This window comes from Pseudomonas sp. NPDC087614, from assembly GCF_044743485.1.
Lineage (GTDB): Bacteria > Pseudomonadota > Gammaproteobacteria > Pseudomonadales > Pseudomonadaceae > Aquipseudomonas > Aquipseudomonas baetica_A.
Genome location: NZ_JBIUWN010000014.1, coordinates 83,149 through 102,065 on the forward strand (window position 1 = coordinate 83,149; position 18,917 = coordinate 102,065).

At 59.4% G+C, this 18,917-nt stretch carries 8 protein-coding genes; 2 read left to right on the plus strand and 6 right to left on the minus strand.

Going from position 1 to position 18,917, the window contains the following annotated elements:
- Positions 1 to 120: 120 nt before the first annotated feature.
- From ACIOWA_RS08315 to ACIOWA_RS08330, 4 genes are all read right to left on the minus strand, one after another.
- Positions 121 to 1,014: a transglutaminase family protein gene (locus ACIOWA_RS08315; protein ID WP_339431779.1), complete on the minus strand. Its 894-nt coding sequence runs from the start codon at positions 1,012 to 1,014 to the stop codon at positions 121 to 123.
- A complete protein-coding gene (locus ACIOWA_RS08320) occupies positions 1,014 to 3,500 on the minus strand; it encodes a circularly permuted type 2 ATP-grasp protein (protein ID WP_339464591.1) in 2,487 nt (828 codons plus the stop codon). The genes ACIOWA_RS08315 and ACIOWA_RS08320 overlap by 1 nt, the downstream gene beginning before the upstream one ends.
- 88 nt (positions 3,501 to 3,588) lie before the next feature.
- On the minus strand, positions 3,589 to 6,864 hold the full coding sequence (locus ACIOWA_RS08325) for a DUF2126 domain-containing protein (RefSeq protein WP_401159234.1): 3,276 nt from the start codon (positions 6,862 to 6,864) through the stop codon (positions 3,589 to 3,591).
- Positions 6,865 to 7,227: 363 nt separating this feature from the next.
- Positions 7,228 to 9,540, minus strand: coding sequence for a YgiQ family radical SAM protein (locus ACIOWA_RS08330; protein ID WP_339433670.1), 2,313 nt, complete (start codon positions 9,538 to 9,540; stop codon positions 7,228 to 7,230).
- A 188-nt stretch (positions 9,541 to 9,728) separates the two neighbouring features.
- Between ACIOWA_RS08330 and ACIOWA_RS08335 the strand changes: the two genes are divergently transcribed.
- Both ACIOWA_RS08335 and ACIOWA_RS08340 read left to right on the plus strand, forming a co-directional pair.
- Positions 9,729 to 12,452, plus strand: a complete 2,724-nt coding sequence (locus ACIOWA_RS08335; protein ID WP_401159236.1) for a hypothetical protein — start codon at positions 9,729 to 9,731, stop codon at positions 12,450 to 12,452.
- A 52-nt stretch (positions 12,453 to 12,504) separates the two neighbouring features.
- Entirely contained in the window at positions 12,505 to 17,226 is a 4,722-nt protein-coding gene (locus tag ACIOWA_RS08340) for an NEL-type E3 ubiquitin ligase domain-containing protein (RefSeq protein WP_401159238.1), read from the plus strand.
- A gap of 43 nt (positions 17,227 to 17,269) precedes the next feature.
- Here ACIOWA_RS08340 and dnaB read toward each other — a convergent pair whose 3' ends face one another.
- Together dnaB and ACIOWA_RS08350 are read right to left on the minus strand one after the other, a co-directional pair.
- Positions 17,270 to 18,667, minus strand: a complete 1,398-nt coding sequence (gene dnaB / locus ACIOWA_RS08345; protein ID WP_339433667.1) for a replicative DNA helicase — start codon at positions 18,665 to 18,667, stop codon at positions 17,270 to 17,272.
- A gap of 121 nt (positions 18,668 to 18,788) precedes the next feature.
- Positions 18,789 to 18,917: 50S ribosomal L9 C-terminal domain-containing protein (locus tag ACIOWA_RS08350; RefSeq protein ID WP_401136324.1), on the minus strand; the 129-nt coding region annotated here is incomplete at its 5' end.

Sequence of the window (18,917 nt, forward strand, 5' to 3'; positions counted from 1 at the left end):
CGCAATTGTTGAACAGAGTTCCTGTGGGAGCGGGCTTGCTCGCGAAAGCGTCGTGACATTCACCCCTGAATGTCACTGGGAAATGGCCTTCGCGAGCAAGCCCGCTCGTACATTTGATGGTTATGACTCCAGTGGCATGACCGTGACCCGTACATCCGGATCATGACTCCCGCCGCCCAGAATCACTCCCCGCAACGGCGACACATCGGAAAAATCCCGGCCCCACGCCAACGTGATGTGCTCCAGCGCAGGCTGCACGTTGTTGGTCGGATCGAAATCCACCCACCCCAGCACCGGACAAAACACCGAAACCCAGGCATGCGACGCATCGGCGCCGATCAACCGTGGCTGCCCTGGAGGCGGCTGGGTCAACAGGTACCCGCTGACGTAACGCGCCGCCAATCCGCGTGATCGCACGCACGCCAGCATCAGATGAGCGAAGTCCTGACAAACCCCACGTCGACGCTCCAGAACCTCCACCAGCGGCGTCGCTACCTGCGTCGCCTCGGCATCGAAGGTGAACTCGCTGAAAATCTTCTGCATCAGGTCCTGCACGCCCAGCAGCAAAGGCCTGCCTGGGGGGAAACAACTTTGCGAGAACTCGACGAAGCTGCGCTTGAGATGCACATACGGTGACTGGAATCGGTAACGGCACGCCTCAAGCAGGTCGGCGGGCAGCGGCTGGCTGCTGTAGGTCAGCGCATTGCGCGTCAGTTCCCACGCCGGGGATTGATTGAAATCCAATACTGGCCGCGCCAGCACTTCAACCGTGAGCCGGGCATTGACCTGCAATTCATCGTGGGGCCGCTCGAACGCCAGTCGGGTCAATGGATTGCCGAACACATCCTGTTCATCACGACGCGCGGTCGGCTCTGGACTGATCAGCAATTGCTGTTCGGTGCAGCGTTGCCAGGCGCACTCACGCGGCCACAGGTGCGCCAGTTGTTGCGCAAGGGACACCGGGCTGTCGTAGTGATAACAGGTGTCGTGGAAGATCTGGTAATGCGCGTTCATCAGACGGACACCGTGCGCTGGCTGACATCATCGACATGGGCGAAATGGCGCAGGGCCAGACGATCCGATACTTGCCCGCTGGCGTCGGCGACCTCCTGCAGCAGATCCGCCAGCCCCTCAAGCGCCGACCGCACGCTGGATTCACCAAACAACGGATTCTCCAGACACCCCAGATCAAAACGCCCCAGTCGCTCGACCAGTTGCGCCAGCCCGGCCTCCCTTGGCACACCGAAATCATCGTTCAAACGCTTCAACGTGCGGGTCACCAGTTTCAACTGGAACAACACCGCGTGCGGGTTCTGCTCATCAAGCAGTAACAGGTCGAGCACAGGAATCAACTGCGCCACCGCCAGGTAGCGCGAGCGGTAAGTGATGCTGCTGTTACCCAACTCCAGCAACCATTCAAGCCCCGCCTGATCGAACGCCCCTGCGCCACGCAGAAACGCCGCCAGGCTGCTGCTCAGAAATTGCAGACGCTCGATGCGCCGGCCGATCATCAGAAAGCGCCAGCCTTCATCGCGGGTCATGTCGTCCAGCGCGAACCCGGACAGCGCAGCGAGCGACATCACCAGACGATTGAGGAAATCCAGCAACTCGCCGAAGTCCGGCTCGTCGGTATCCAGTTGCGTGGCTTCACGCTGCAATTCCACCAGCGCCTGCCAGTTTTCCCGCGAGAGCTTGCCGCGCACCTGCGAAGCGGCCCACTGCAAGCGTTGCAAGTTGGAACGCAGGCTGAACGACCAGTCCTCGCCGAGCAACGCAGCCAGCAAGCGCTCTGGCAGCTCACCTTCGTCCGGCAACAGCGCCAGCCGTTCACCAAGATCGACCGCGGCCAGCAAAGCTTGCGGGTCATCGCCGTCGACGTAACGCGCCAGCATGATCCGCAGCAGTCGCGCACTGTCGTCGCAACGCTCGCAGTAACGGCCAAACCAGAACAGGTTTTCCACCACCCGCGACGGCAGGTAAGGGTCGCGTCGCACCAGATCGTGTACACCGACGTTGCGTTGAGTCTTCCATTGCTCGCCGCTTGGCGCTCGATCACCCAGCACCCAGGTGTCCTTGCTCGCCCCGCCGCGCTGCATCGATACCACTTCGGCATCGGCGTCGGCCGCCACTCGGGTCAGACCACCCGGCAGCACCCGATACCCGTCACTACCGGCCACGGCGTACATGCGCATCCCGATGGCGCGGGGCTGCAACTGGCCGTCTTCGGCTTGCCAGATCGGTGCCTGGGACAGCTGGGCCAATTCTTGCGCTACATAGGCATAAGGCCGTGCCTGCATGCGCTCGGACAAGCTCTTGCGCTGCTTATCACTCAGATCACGGCCAAATACCGGTGCAAAACTTTGCGAGGGAAAGGCCGGTTTGATCAGCAATTCCGGCAGTTTTTCCAAAGCCTGGGCCAACACCGGCGCTTCACCGCACCACCAGGTCGCGATGGAGGGCAGGATCAGTTCTTCGCCAAACAGGTATTGGTTGATCTTCGGCAAAAACCCCAGCAACCCCGGGGACTCCAGCACGCCGCTGCCAAGCGCATTGGCGACCAGCACCCGGCCCTGACGCACCGCCTCCAGCAGCCCCGGCACACCGAGTGCAGAATCCGTGCGCAGCTCCAATGGATCGCAGAAGTCATCATCGAGCCGACGCATGATCGCGTGCACCCGGCGCAAACCACTGAGGGTTTTCAGGTACACCGTGGCATCGCGCACCGTCAGGTCGCCGCCCTCGACCAAGGGATAGCCAAGCTGGCGGGCCAGATACAAATGTTCGAAATAGCTTTCGTTGAAGCGCCCCGGCGTGAGCAACACCACCAGCGGTGCGTCGTCATCGCAAGGCGCCTGACGAGCCAGGGTTTCTTGCAGGGTGCGGAAGAAACCGGCCAGATGCCGCACCTTGAGATCGCGGTACAACTCGGGAAACGCCCGCGACACGATGGTGCGGTTTTCCAGCGCATAACCGGCGCCGGACGGCGCCTGAGTGCGATCCGCCGTGACCCACCAGCGCCCGTCCGGGGTGCGCGCCAGATCCACGGCGTACAGATGCACAAAGGCTTGCTCCGGCAGCGCGATGCCCTGACACGGCCAGAGAAAATTGTTGTGCCCGAACACCAGTTCCGCCGGCAGCAGGCCTTCCCTGATCAGCCGCTGCGGGCCGTACAGATCCGCCAGCACCGCATTGAGCAGTCGCGCACGCTGAGCGATCCCCGCCGACAATTGCTGCCACTCATCCGCAGCGATCACGTTCGGCAGCAGGTCCAGCTCCCACGGGCGATCGGCCCCTTTGGGGTCGGCATAGACGTTGTAAGTCACACCGTTTTCCTGAATCTGCCGGGCCAGCAACGCCTGACGCTGCAGCAGTAGCGCCGGACTGCTGCGCTGCAATTGGTCGAACAGGCGTTGCCAGTGCGGGCGCACCGCACCACTGCCATCGAGCAGTTCGTGGTAGGTGCCCGCCGTCAGCGGGTAGCGGTCTAGCAGGTCAGGCATGGAAAGCTCGGCAGACAGCAAGGAACGGTCAGACTAACGCAGGCACATGACGCCCGGATATACGAAAAATCCGGGCGTCGCGCACGATCTAGAAACGTCGTAAATCGAGCGTCATCGGTAGCTCGTCGGAGATTGTCAGATCAGGTATGGGAAGTTTCCCCGGTGTGTGTCCGATACGGAAGAAACGCGCCATGCGCCGACTCTCCGCTTCGTTGGCGTTGACCGGCAGCGTCTCGTAATTACGCCCGCCGGGGTGGGCGACGTGGTACTGGCAGCCACCCAGCGAGCGTTGCATCCAGGTGTCGAGCAGGTCGAACACCAGCGGCGCGTGTACCGGGATGGTCGGTTGCAGGCAGTTGGCCGGCTGCCAGGCCCGATAGCGCACACCCGCGACGAATTCGCCCACACGCCCGGTCGGGTGCAACGGCACGGCAATGCCGTTGCAGGTCAGCAGATACCGCTGCGGCGGCAAGCCCTTGAGCTTGACCTGCAAACGTTCAAGCGATGAATCGACGTACCGTACCGTGCCACCCGCCGTACCCTCCTCGCCCAACACATGCCACGGTTCAAGCGCTTGATGCAGTTCCAGCTCGATGCCGTTGACGGCGTAGTCACCGACCTTGGGAAAACGAAACGCCAGATGCGCCGCGAACCACTCGGCGCGCAACGGATAACCGGCGTTGTTGAGTTCGACGATGACGTCGGCGAAATCCTGTTCGATAAAGTGCGGCAACAGGAAACGATCGTGCAGTTCAGTGCCCCACCGCGCCAGTTTCGGCGGCGCATAAGGCTCGCGCCAGAACCGTGCGACCAGCGCTCGCAACAACAGTTGCTGGGCCAGACTCATGCGGGCGTGCGGTGGCATTTCAAAGGCGCGCAATTCCAGCAATCCGAGGCGCCCGGTGGCGCCATCCGGTGAATAGAGTTTGTCGATGCAGAATTCGGCACGGTGAGTATTGCCGGTGACGTCGATCAGCAGATTGCGCAGCAGTCGATCCACCTGCCACGGCGCGCATTCCTCACCCGGGGCCGGCATCTGCGCGAAGGCAATTTCCAGCTCGTACAAGGCGTCGTTACGCGCCTCGTCGACCCGTGGCGCCTGGGACGTCGGGCCGATGAACAATCCGGAGAACAGATACGACAATGACGGATGGTTATGCCAGTAACTGATCAGGCTGCGCAGCAGATCCGGACGACGCAGGAACGGCGAATCCGCCGGTGTCGCGCCGCCGAGGACGAAATGGTTACCGCCGCCGGTGCCGGTGTGACGACCGTCGATCATGAACTTCTCGGTGGTCAGGCGGGTTTGCCGCGCTTCTTCATAGAGAAACTCGGTGCGTTCGACCAACTCGTCCCAGGTCGCAGAAGGCTGCACGTTCACTTCGATCACGCCCGGATCAGGGGTAATGCGCAAGTTGCTCAAACGCTGATCGCTCGGCGGTTCGTAGCCTTCCAGCAGCACCGGACAATGCAGTTCTTCGGCGGTGGCCTCGATGGCCGCGACCAGTTCCAGATAGTCCTCGACCCGTTCCAGCGGCGGCATGAACAGGTACAACCGCCCTTCGCGGGCTTCGGCGCAGAACGCGGTGCGGGTCAGCCAATCGGCGGACTCGTCGATTTTCGGTGTGCGCTCGTCAACCGTGGCGGGCTCACCGTGACTGTTCAGTTGCGCGGCATCCGGCAGTTCGGGAAAGTCCTGATTCGGGTCCTGGGGATGGATGAACGGGTACTCCGCCGCCTTCACCCAGGGCTGCGAACCGAGCGGTAAGCGGTAGCCCAGCGGTGAATCTCCCGGCACCAGACGGCAATGTTCGTCGCGCAGATACCAGCGCCCGCTCTGCCATTGATCACCTTTAGCGGTGCGTGCGAGCGGCAGCACTTGGCCGATCACTTTATCCAGACCCTGGCTGAATACCTTGCGCAGGCGTGCGCGTTCTAAAGGCTCCTCCAGACGCGAATCTTCGGCGCTGACGTTGCTCGGCAACGCACCCTCGCGCCAGAGGTAATAGAAATTGTCCTCATAGGCAGGGAATACAAAATGTGTGGGCAGTTTCAGGCGTTCGGCGACACTCGCCAGAAAGCGTCCGGCCAGCTCGCCATCGGCGCCGTAATCCTGTTGCTCGTCGGCGATCAACGCATCGTTGTGCCAGATCGGCGCACCATCGCGGCGCCAATAGCAGTTCAGCGACCAGCGCGGGAGTTGCTCGCCGGGGTACCACTTGCCCTGACCGAAGTGCACCAGCCCCTTCGGCGCGTAATGCTTGCGCAGGCGCTGAAACAGTTCGGCGCAGAGCCGACGTTTGTCCGCCCCCAACGCGGCGGTGTTCCATTCGGCGCCATCCGGGTCATCGATGGACACGAAGGTCGGTTCGCCGCCCATGGTCAGGCGCACATCGCCTTCCAGCAGGTCGGCATCGATCTGCCGGCCCAGTGCCTGAATCGCCAGCCACTGCTCATCGGTGTAAGGCTTGGTAACGCGTGGCGCCTCCCAGATTCGCTCCACGGACATTTCGTGGCTCAATTGCGTCTCGCAAGGTTCGACCATGCCGCTGATCGGTGCCGCCGAGGAGGGATCGGGGCTACAGGCCAGCGGGATATGCCCTTCGCCGGCGAACAGCCCGGACGTGGCGTCCAGGCCGATCCAGCCGGCACCTGGCAAATACACTTCGCACCAGGCGTGCAGGTCGGTGAAGTCGACGTCGGTGCCGCTGGGACCGTCGAGGCTCTTCACGTCGGCAGTGAGCTGAATCAGGTAACCGGAAACGAAACGCGCCGCCAGTCCGAGGTTGCGCAGCAGTTGCACCAGCAACCACGCCGAGTCGCGGCAGGAGCCGGAGGCGTGTTCGAGGGTGTGCTCCGGGGTTTGCACACCCGGCTCCATGCGGATCAAGTAGCCGATGTCTTCACTCAGACGCTGATTGAGCGCCACCAGAAAGTCCACGGCCGGCAACGGCGTGCGGTCGATCGCGTCCAGATAGGCTTCGAACGTCGGCGTCAGCGGCAGGGTTTCAAGGTACGGCGCCAACTCTTTGCGCTCATCGGCGGCGTAAGCGAAGGGGATTTTCTCGGCATAGGGTTCGAGGAAGAAGTCGAACGGATTGAAAACGGCCATTTCGGCCAGCAGATCGACCTCAATGCGCAACTCATCGGTTTTCTCGGGGAACACCAATCGCGCCAGGTAATTGCCCTGTGGGTCCTGCTGCCAGTTGATGAAATGCTGCTCGGGCGAGACTTTCAGCGCATACGAGAGAATTCGCGTGCGGCTGTGGGCGGCCGGGCGCAGGCGAACGATCTGCGGGCCGAGTTCGACAGCGCGGTCGTAGCGATAATGCGTGACGTGATGCAATGCGACATGAATCGACACGGCGTGCCTCCTGCGAGCCTAAGCGTATTCGAAAGCGCGCAAGACTTATGCCATACAGAGGCTTGGGCGCTTTCCCGGAATGCTTTGGGCAGTACAGCACCAAAATCGGGCAATGCGGGGAAATGGTTTGGGGAGTTTGCTTCTATTTGTGGCAGGCATGCGATCAAGGTCGCCTGTTCTGGCCTCTTCGCGAGCAAACCCGCTCCCACATTGGATTGGTGTTGAATACACATATTGAAACCGCCCCCAAATCTCCTGTGTGGGCTTGCTCGCGAAGGCGTCAGTAGCCTCACCACATTTCCCGAGCCCTGAAATGCAAAACGCCAACCCGAAGGTTGGCGTTCTGTTGAGCTAAAAAGCGACTTAGCGTGGCACCACCGGTTTGCGCGCCGGTTTCGGCCCTTTGCCCTTGGCCGCGTCCTTGCGCTCCTTGGCGGCCTGCTGGTTGCGGGCGAACGCCGCCGCCTTGGCCTGTTCACGCTTGTCCCACGGATTACCACCATCACTGGCACGCGGTGGCAGACCGGTGTGCTGGGTGAGAATCTTGGTGGTTTTCTCTTTGCCCTCTTTCGCCACTTTATGGCTGCCAGCCGGCGTCGAGTTCTTGCGACGGGCGCTCTGGTAGCTGTCGGTGGACGGCTGATGCAGCGGGATCAGTTGATCCTTGCCCGGTCCGATCAGATCGCCACGGCCCATGCGGGTCAGCGCTTCACGCAGCATCGGCCAGCCTTTCGGGTCGTGATAACGCAAGAACGCCTTGTGCAGACGACGCTGCTCTTCGCTCTTGACGATGGTCACGCCGTCGCTCTTGTAAGTGACCTTGCGCAGCGGGTTCTTGCCCGAGTGGTACATCGCGGTGGCGGTGGCCATCGGTGACGGGTAGAACGCCTGCACCTGGTCGGCGCGGAAGCCGTTGCCCTTGAGCCACAGGGCCAGGTTCATCATGTCTTCGTCGGTGGTGCCCGGGTGCGCAGCGATGAAGTACGGAATCAGGTACTGCTCTTTCCCGGCTTCCTTGGTGTACTTCTCGAACATGCGCTTGAACTTGTCATAGCTGCCGATGCCCGGTTTCATCATCTGGTTGAGCGGACCTTCCTCGGTGTGTTCCGGGGCGATCTTCAGGTAACCACCGACGTGGTGGGTCACCAGCTCTTTGACGTACTCCGGCGACTCGACCGCGAGGTCATAACGCAGGCCGGAAGCAATCAGAATCTTCTTCACACCCGGCAACGCACGGGCACTGCGGTACAGCTGAATCAGCGACGAGTGGTCGGTGTTCAGGTTCGGGCAGATGCCCGGGAACACACAGGACGGCTTGCGGCACGCGGATTCGATTTCCGGCGTTTTGCAGGCGATGCGGTACATGTTCGCGGTCGGGCCGCCGAGGTCGGAAATGACACCGGTGAAACCTGGCACCTTGTCGCGGATCTCTTCGATTTCGCGAATGATCGACTCTTCGGAACGGTTCTGGATGATCCGGCCTTCGTGCTCGGTGATCGAGCAGAAGGTGCAGCCACCGAAGCAGCCACGCATGATGTTCACCGAGAAACGGATCATGTCGTAGGCCGGGATTTTCTCCTTGCCGTATGCCGGGTGCGGGACACGGGCGTAAGGCATGCCGAACACGTAGTCCATTTCCTCAGTGGTCATCGGAATCGGCGGCGGGTTGAACCAGACGTCGACTTCGCCATGCTTCTGCACCAGCGCACGGGCGTTGCCCGGGTTGGTTTCCAGGTGCAGCACGCGGTTGGCGTGGGCATAAAGCACGGCATCACCACGAACCTTTTCAACCGACGGCAGGCGGATCACGGTCTTGTCGCGGGTCATGCGCGGGCTGGCCAGGATCTGCACGACCTTGGCTTCCTGCGGATCTTCGACCGGGCCCTTTTCCTGCTCGATGGCGCAGGCCTGGGTGTCCTGGGTATTCACGTACGGGTTGATGATCTTGTCGACCTTGCCCGGACGGTCGATGCGTGTGGAATCGACTTCGTACCAGTCTTTCGGCGTATCGCGACGAATGAACGCGGTGCCGCGCACGTCGGTGATGTCTTCGATCTTGTGACCATAGGACAGGCGCTGCGCGACTTCAACGATGGCTCGCTCGGCGTTGCCGTACAGCAGGATGTCGGCGCTGGCGTCGATCAGGATCGAGTTGCGCACGCGATCCTGCCAGTAATCGTAGTGAGCGATACGGCGCAGGGAGGCTTCAATGCCGCCGAGCACGATCGGCACATGTTTGTACGCCTCTTTGCAGCGCTGGCTGTAAACCAGGCTGGCCCGATCCGGACGTTTGCCAGCCATGCCGCCCGGGGTGTAGGCGTCGTCGGAACGGATCTTTTTGTCCGCGGTGTAGCGGTTGATCATCGAATCCATGTTGCCGGCCGCGACCCCGAAGAACAGGTTCGGCTCGCCGAGCTTCATGAAGTCGTCTTTGGACTGCCAGTTCGGCTGCGCAATGATCCCGACGCGAAAGCCCTGAGACTCCAGCAGCCGGCCAATGATTGCCATGCCAAACGACGGGTGATCGACGTAGGCATCTCCCGTAACAATGATGATGTCACACGAATCCCAGCCAAGCTGATCCATCTCCTCCCTGCTCATTGGCAGGAATGGCGCTGGCCCGAAACATTCGGCCCAATATTTTGGATAGTCAAATAACGGCTTGGCTGCTTGCATGTCGACGACCGGTGTTGAGATGAAAAATCGCGGGCGCGGAATATAGCACAAAATTTGACCAATTCCGACGGCAATGGTCGGTTGTTAATCTCAGCCCCCTCTTCTGTGCTTCAAGCAGAAAAGGCTACGGCGGCTTTCGACCCGCCAGACACTGGCAATGATGCCAAACGCCAGTCAGGCGCCCATGGATGGGTGCTGCCGACAGCTCCACCGCCACCTGCGCAATCATGCAAACCGGCACGATGCCAAATAAAACAAGCCCTTGCGCGAAAGCCGGAGGGCATTTTTCAAGGATGAAAAACATGGCAGGAAAACCACCTCGTAATGGCCCCCACTTGAATGTGGATGTCCATATCAGACCGAATCGACGAACGGACATCGACGCACCGCATCCTGACGCTGCGGGCCGCAAAGTCTTCGATCCATGGATCGCTGTCGACCCTGCGAAGCCGCCGGCCAGACTGCCGGGCGATACAGACCTTGACGCAATACTACCGGCCCCTGCCGTCATGATTCATCTGACGCCGTCTCCCATTGCAGCGCCTTCCGTCATCCATCAGCCGCTGAAGAACTACTGGCTCAAAGCCGTGAAAGGGTTACCGGCTGCCAACAGCGAAGGTTTCAGGGTTTACAACAAACGCCGGTATGTCGACGTGCCCGATGGCGGTACCGTTCTTGTCGCAGTGGATCCGGACACCGGACTGTATCGGGCGCGACTTTCGAGCGAATTGCTTCCCTCCGGTCCGGTATTGCTGCGCGACACCGACAGCGACCTCTGGCATCCGCTCAATGACGTTGACTCAAGCAGGCTCCCACTGACGCAGGCAAGGCTGAACGCTTTTCGCTCGGATCTGGATTTCAGCGGTGTCGAGCCTGGCAGTGACGGCCTGTTTCGCCACGACGGCAAGCTCTATGTGGTCATCGACAGCCACGCGTATCAGGTCATGCAGGACCTTGACGCGTCCACGCCGACTCAAAAGGTGTGGCGCATTGTTAACCCCAAGGATCCCGTTGCCTCCGATAGCGCGAACATCTACCGCGCCAGTCGCAGTGGCGAAACCCGGGCGATCATTCGGAGCGAGGAGAACACCTGGGTTTCCATCCTCACGGGTTTGAGGGGCGGCATGCGCCGCAATGAGGGCCTGCAAGCCAACCTGGCGCTCCTGATGCAACGTTACCAACCTTTCGCGGATGCTCACCGGGCTCTGACCGAATCATCTGAACATTACGACACACTTTGGGGCCAGGTCCGCGACTTGCCGGATGGCGCGGCCAAAACGGCGGGCCTGATCGCGCTTGAGGTACACCTGCTCAAGCACATCAAAAAACAGACGGACTTTATTCAGTCGCTCGTTGATAACAAGGATTGGCTCCCCCTCGTCAAAGCAAGCGGGGTGTTCAAGGAAGAGCTGCATACCTTCCGGATAGAACGCGTGGAATATCTCAACAGACTGATGGCCGTCATGGATCTCAGGGTCCGGCCTTCGGTGACAGATTTGAGTGCCGGAAACTGCAAGAAAACCATCAAACATCTGAACAAGAAACTGAAGTTTCTCGAAGAGCGCCAGGCGGTGATGGAGCAGATCAGAAAAGCCTCACCCGGAGCAGCCCCTCGACTCGCCGAACTACGCCTCCAGGTGCACGATACCGAGCGCATCAACTTCAACAAACTGACCCTTTACGTTCACCTGTTTGCGGACACTCCCGACCATGCGCCAAACACGACCATGCCCTCGCTCTCGGCCATCGATCTGATCACCGGAGATTTGCAAAACGCTCCGCAACGAGAGCATCCAATGGCACTGCTGTTGGCCCTTGATCAAATCAAGGGAGATAAAACCCGCTTTGAAACACTGCTGGCCGCGGAGCATCCCAACGCCGAATACATCAGGGAGATCGTTACCCTGATCGATCCCATCGAGAAAAAAATCGAAAACAAGTTGACCGAAATTCTTGACGCGTCCGAGCGAGCTCACGATCTGCCGAGCCTCGACCAAGACATTGATTTCGACTTTATCCCGCCGCAACCTATCAACGAGGCGTCAGCCCCTCCCGCGCGCGCCAGGAAAATATTCCGCACCCGTCAGCACGGCACTTACAGAGTGTTGGTCGGGGAAACGGAAACCGCACTGGACGGCACCATCACCATCAAGGTTCCCGACCTGCTGCGACCCGATTCGCCTCCCAGGCGCTACAAAAAAATAGAAGACGAATGGCTGCCCGTGCTTCCTCCGCTTATCCGAACGCCACGGCCACAACTCATTGGCGAGGCGAACCGGTTACTGGCCAGGGTCGAAGATCACGCGGCCAACGCGAGAACACAAGAAGCCCAAAACACTAACCCGACAAAGATCGTCGAAGATCTGGGCAAGGAAACCGATCTGCTCAATCAACAGGCAAGGCAACTGGAAAACCACGATACAGATGTTGAAGATCGAGTGATCATCAACCTGGCCGGACAGTTGCGCGCCGCCGCCGTTTCGTTGACAGAACTAGGCCAGAAAACGCTGGTGCGGATGTACAAGAACAAAGACGTGCTGGACATCATGCGCCTGAACTATCTGCTGGATCGTAACGAGCTCAAGGCAAGCAAGATCGTTGATCGCAAACAATCGGGCAAAGGCCAGAAAAGGTCGTTTCTGGATGTTTATTCGATCAGCGACAGCGCCGATAACACGCCGTTGTGGCACGCGCATTTTCACTACGACGCCGAGAAGAGCCTGCCTCTGAGCTTCAAGGTCGATGGCGCTCATCTCAAGACGCTTGAACAAAGCAGACGAGGTATCGAGTCTCAGCGCCGAGATGAACGGGCCGGTTTGCCGCACGTCGGCATCTGGCGGCAAAGGTTCGATGGCAGAACAGCGAGCAAAATATTCGCCCTGGCAGACAGTCACGCCGCAGCCTCCGAGTAAATGCGCAAAGCCCGAACAGCAGGCTTTGATGTAGCCCCAGCACAAACAGGCAATGACGCCGAACGCTTATCAGCACGCCCTCGCGGGCGCGGATAAACACCCCATCAAGGAAGAAAGAATGTCACCAAAACCACCCGTCAGAGGCAACGCCACTGTCGATATACACCATCGCCCAGGCCCATCGCCGCAAGAAAATACGCCGCGCATCAACACTGGCGCGCCCCCCCTGCACCTGGGTGACAATCCGACGGTATCGGGCAGAAACACCGGCGGTGTCGATCTCGATGCAATCAGGCCGGCACCACAGATCACGGTTCACGAAACAACTGAAACAATGACGCTCGGTGCCACCCCCACACCCGCTGTGGAGTCGCTGGAGCATTACCGGATCAGCGCGCCGCCCACGTTGGCGGCCGCCGATGCCGAGGGTTTCAGGACATACAGGGGGCGCCGATACGTCGACGAGCCGGGGGGCGCCATCGTGCCGGTCAAGCAAGATCCGGACACGGGACTGTACCGGGCCGCCCTGGCGAAAGAGTCGAAACCGACAGGTCCGGTGATGCTGCGTGACACCGCCAGCGGCCTGTGGCACCCGCTGGAAGACTTCGAGCCCATTACCTTTGCGTTATCTTCCACACGCCTGGAGGCTTTCCGCACCGGGCTGGACTTGAGTGACGCAACACCCGATAGCAATGGCCTGCATCAGTTCGACGGCAAACTCTACGTGGTGATCGAGAATCACACGTACCAGGTACTGCACGATCCAGACGCATCAACCCCGCTGGCCACCGTAATGCGTATCGTGCGAGGCGAAGATCCTGTGTCCAGCGACAACGGCAATCTGTATGTCGCGACACGCCCGGGAAGGTCGGAGCCCATCGTTTTCGATGCCATACAAGGCTGGGTCGGGATTACGGTAGCCGGTGCCGGCGGGATGGTGCGCAGTGACGCCAACCCCACAACATCCCTGAGCCTGCCGGAAAGACTCTCGCTGATGCTCACTCGACTGCGCAGCCCAGAGTCCCGTGCCCGAAAACTGTTCCCGGATCACACCGAGGATCAGATCAGAGACTTTATCCGCTCACTGGGCAGTGATGTCCGCGACGTCTTGACCCGTCGCGAAACCGACTACAAGACACTCAAGGCCGAACTGAAGATCTGGATCAGAAACACGTCCACCGCTTCGCCCCAGGCAACAGCAAAAGGCTGGGCACAACAGGTCGCCAATGACATCAAGCGCTGCTGGCGCCAGCAGACAGGGGATACATTTCGACTTGAGCCGGGCGATGGAACGCTGCCGGCATTAACAGCGGATTTCAGCCATATCCGGCGCCTGGATCTGGACGCCGTCACCTGGTCAGACACCGCCGATACATTCCTCAGTGGATTCTCCGGCCTGGAGCGTCTGACAGTGACCCACTCGTCGCTCGATACACTGCCCGCCGCCGTTACTCATATGCCCCACCTGAGCACACTGGATCTGAGTTCGAACCGTATTGTGCTCAATGCACAAACCGCGGCAAAACTGAGCGCACTCGGCCAACTCAAGAACCTTGATCTGTCGGACAACCCGTTGGGCAAGCCACCTGACTTCACCGGCATGAGCGAACTCAAGACCCTGAACCTGAGCAATACACAATTGGATCAGTGGCCTATCGGCTTGCAGCACCAGACCGGACTCGAACACGTCGACCTGCGCAGGAACCGGCTGACAGAAGTCCCATCGGCCATCCTTTCCCCCTCCCCTGATCAGTTCGAAGCGATCGCCCGGATCAACAGCGTCACGCTGTTTGAGGGCAATCCATTCCCTGCCGGCTACTGGAAAACGCTTGAATTGTATTGGCAACGTGTCACAGCCGATCATCCAGGGCTGGGCACCAACAGCCTGCCCGGTGCGTTCAGGCTTGACGGTGATATCCCTGAGGTCGCTAACGTACAGCGGCTGTACCCGGACAAGTCGGCACAAGAGGCCAGAGAGTTTTTTATCGGATTGGACCCTGAGACAGAAGCCAAACTGGGTCGACGCCTTCAGGAACTGGACGTACTGGAAAGCCAGCTCGATGCCTATGTCGCCGACAGTCAACCCGAGCCGTCCGCCGTCGACACGCCGGCGAAAATACAGGCGCAACGTGTCGCCCAAACCCTCAAGAACTGCTGGCTTCAGGACTCGGACGAAATACTCAAGCTGCCTTCCATCAACGCGCCACTCCCGGCCCTGAGCGTGGACTTCAGTCATGTAAAGCAACTCAGTCTCAGCGCTGTTATCTGGTCGGGCGATGCCGATACATTTCTGTCCGGTTTTCCCAATCTGGAGCGTTTGTCCATTACCCGATCCAGGATTGAAACGTTACCCGGGCAAATTGGCGCGATGGACAAATTGAACAATCTGAACCTGAGCAACAACTACCTTGCACTGGACGAGCAAAGCGCTGCAACGCTCAGCGCCATGAGTCATCTGGAGATCATCAACCTTTCTGACAACCCAACGCTCACGCTCACCCCTGACTTCAGCAAGATGTCCAAGCTGAAATACCTGATGCTGAATAACACGGGAATCAATCAATGGCCGACTGGATTGCAGGACAAGACCGGGCTGCTCATTTTTGATCTGCACAATAATCGCTTGAATGAAGTACCGCAGGCATTTATCAATCCTGCGCCTGAACAGTTGCTGACGATCGCCCGGATCAATAGAGCCGCGTCACTCGGTGGCAACCATTTCCCTGCCGATTACTGGAGAAAATTCGACGACTACTGGCGTCGAGTGAACGAGGAACACCCCGATCTGCTGACCTCTTACCATGGAGTGATATTTGATACCGACAACTCCCCGGCGCAGCGGTATCGGCGATTATTTCCAGGCAAGGACATCAAGAAGTGCAGGGAATACCTCTGGAGCTTTGAGAGTGAAACCGCGGCAGCAACGAAACTCCAAAGTCTTGAACGGGAACACCGCGTACTGAAAAGTCAGCTCGACGATTGGGTTTTTTCTGGAGGCGGCAACCGCGGGGGCTACATTCGGGCGAATCAGTTAGCGGTCAACGCGCGAACCCGCCCTGACCGTGTCATGGCAAGTGAGCGGATTCTGAGTTGCTGGAGGGGGGAAACACCGCAAAAACATGCCAATGACGGTACACCCATCGGCCTGGAACTGAATCTCGGCGGCCTGCGCCTGCCGAGCCTGCCAGACATCGACGCGGACTTCAGTCACGTCGGCTCGCTCAAACTGAGCAACATGAATCTGAGCACCTCGCCAGAAGGTTTTCTGACCCATTTTCGCCATGTGCGCTGGCTGGATCTTTCGCACAACCAATTGCGTGAATTGCCTCCTGCAGTTGGAGAAATGAATGGGCTGACTCGCCTGTTTCTGCAGAACAACCGGATTATCCTGACCGCCGACACTGCCCGCGTTTTGTCGCAGCGCACAACATTGCGAGCCTTGTGGCTGCACGAAAATCCGCAACTCGGTATCACCCCGGACTTCACCCTGATAACCGACATGCGCGAGATTGATCTGGCAAACACAGGCATCAACACCTTCCCTGCCGGGCTTGCCGATCAGCCACTGCTGGGCATTGTGAATCTGAACAACAACCGGATCGAGGAAATCCCCGATGCGGTCATAACCCCGCCGGCTGAACGACTCGCCAACAGTGCGCGGGTCAATAACGTGACCAGCATCACTAACAATCCATTGTCAGCGGCCACCCGCACGCGGCTGGAACAATACAACAACCGTCTTATCGAAGCCCAGATACCGATGACCAGCCAGCGCGATCTGGTCGCTACGGCGCGCGGCCATGTCCGGGCAGTCATCCGGATTGCGGCAAATGATCCAATGACGCGCTGGACAATAGGGCTATCGGAAGATCAGGTATCAGCCAGAAGAGTCCAATGGCAAACACTGCGTGATGAACAACGCTCGGATGGTCTGTTCAATACGCTTGCACGCTTGCTCGAGGTTCCCGACGGCCACAATGAGCTTCAGCGCCGGGTCTGGAAGCTGATCGACAGCATTACCGAAAACAATCCGGCGTCCGAACGCCTGCGCAAGGAGGTATTTGATCGGGCCGGCGAAGCAGCCTGCTGTGATCGGGCAGCCTTCACGTTCGCTAATCTGGAAACCCGGGCAATGGCGCACGATGCGCGTGCCCAGGCTCAAGACGAAGCACGGGGCCCGCAATTGTCTGCGCTTTCCAAAGCGTTGTTCCGCTTGCATGAAGTCGACAAAATCGCATCGGCGGACATTGCGCAGCGTGAGGCAAGAATCATCGAAGCGAGGGGGCCCCAGAGGGGCGCGGCCGCTCCAGCGCCACACGTGTCAGAGGAAGTCGAAATCAGACTCGCCTATCGATACTTCCTGAAAGACCGGCTGCAACTGCCGGGACAACCCGAACAAATGGGATTTGCCCGGCTGGCCAATGTGTCAAAAGCGCAATTGAATGCGGCGTACAAAAAAGTCATCGCTATGGATAACTCCCCTGAAGAATTCAAGGCGTTGGTGTCGAGGGAGTTCTGGCAGGAATTCATCACTCATAAGTACCGGGCACAATTCGAAGCGCACCGCCAGACGTTCCAGGATCGACAAGCCACCCTCGACGACGCGCACGTAGCCAACACGCTTGGGTTTAACGATTACGACGCACAATCCAGGGCGCTGCAAAAATCACTGGCGACCGAGGAAGAGGCACTGATCGAGTCGTTGTCCCGACAGGAACTGAGCGAGCATCCTGCCACCAACACTGACGAGGAGGCAGACGGCACAACTGAATAACACGCAAAAAGAGGAGCGCTGGCCGAATGATTTCGGCCAGCCATCACTCGTCGTCGTCGAAGTTGTAACTGCCCGGCGCGAGGTTTTCGAAACGCGTGTATTTACCGATGAACGCCAGGCGGATAAAGCCGATAGGGCCGTTCCGCTGCTTGCCGATGATGATTTCGGCGATGCCCTTGTGCTCGGTTTCCGGGTGATACACCTCGTCCCGGTACACAAACATGATCACGTCGGCGTCCTGCTCGATCGCTCCGGATTCGCGCAAGTCGGAGTTTACCGGGCGCTTGTTGGGGCGTTGTTCCAGGGAACGGTTGAGCTGCGACAGAGCCACTACCGGGCAGTTGAATTCCTTGGCGAGGGCTTTCAGGGATCGCGAGATTTCGGAAATCTCGTTGGTCCGGTTGTCACCGCTGGAGCCGGGGATCTGCATCAGTTGCAAGTAGTCGATCATGATCAGGCCGACATCGCCGTGCTCACGCACCAGACGTCGAGTACGCGCGCGCATTTCCGACGGGCTGATACCGGCGGTGTCATCGATGAACAGCTTGCGATCGTTGAGCAGGTTCACCGCTGAAGTCAGGCGTGGCCAATCATCGTCTTCCAGTTGGCCGGAACGCACCTTGGTCTGGTCGATACGGCCAAGCGAGGACAGCATACGCATGATCAGCGATTCGCCTGGCATCTCGAGGGAATACACCAGCACGGCCTTCTCACTGCGCAACACGGCGTTTTCCACCAGGTTCATCGCAAAGGTGGTTTTACCCATCGACGGACGACCGGCGACGATGATCAGGTCGGACGGTTGCAGACCGCTGGTTTTCTCGTCGAGGTCGGTATAACCAGTGGACAGGCCGGTGATGGCGTTGTCGGTGTTGAACAACGTATCGATGCGGTCGATGGCTTTGGTCAGCAAATCGTTTACGCCGACCGGGCCACCGGTTTTAGGCCGGGCCTCGGCGATCTGGAAGATCTGGCGTTCGGCTTCGTCGAGAATCTCGGCGGCCGTACGGCCTTCCGGGTTGAAGGCGCTGTCGGCAATTTCAGTGCTGATGCCGATTAACTGGCGCAAGGTCGCTCGCTCTCGAACGATCTGTGCATAGGCTTTGATGTTGGCGACGGACGGTGTGTTTTTCGCCAGTTCGCCGAGATAACCGAGGCCACCGACTTGCGACGTCTGACCTTCCTTGTCCAATTGCTCGGCAAGGGTCACGACATCGATCGGCATGTTCTGATCGGCCAGTTTGGCGATCGCACGGAAAATCAAACGGTGGTCATGTCGATAGAAATCGCCGTCGGAGACTTGATCGAGCACGCGTTCCCAGGCGTTGTTGTCCAGCATCAGACCACCGAGTACAGCCTGTTCGGCTTCGATGGAATGCGGCGGCACCTTCAGGGCGGCGGTTTGCAGATCGTATTGCTCAGGAGCGGATATTTCGTTCATGGCCACTTGGAGTCAGGGTTGAAAACGGGAGTACCAGAAAGACAAAGGGCACGACCTGTAGACAGGATCGTGCCCGATGTTAACCGTCTGACGGGCAAGCCGCCAGCCGATCAGGTGTTACTTAAGCTGCTACCACGACAACGCGTACGGTGGCTTCAACTTCGGCGTGCAGGTGCACGGCTACGTCGAATTCGCCTACGTTGCGGATGGTGCCGTTCGGCAGACGAACTTCGCTTTTCGCAACTTCAAC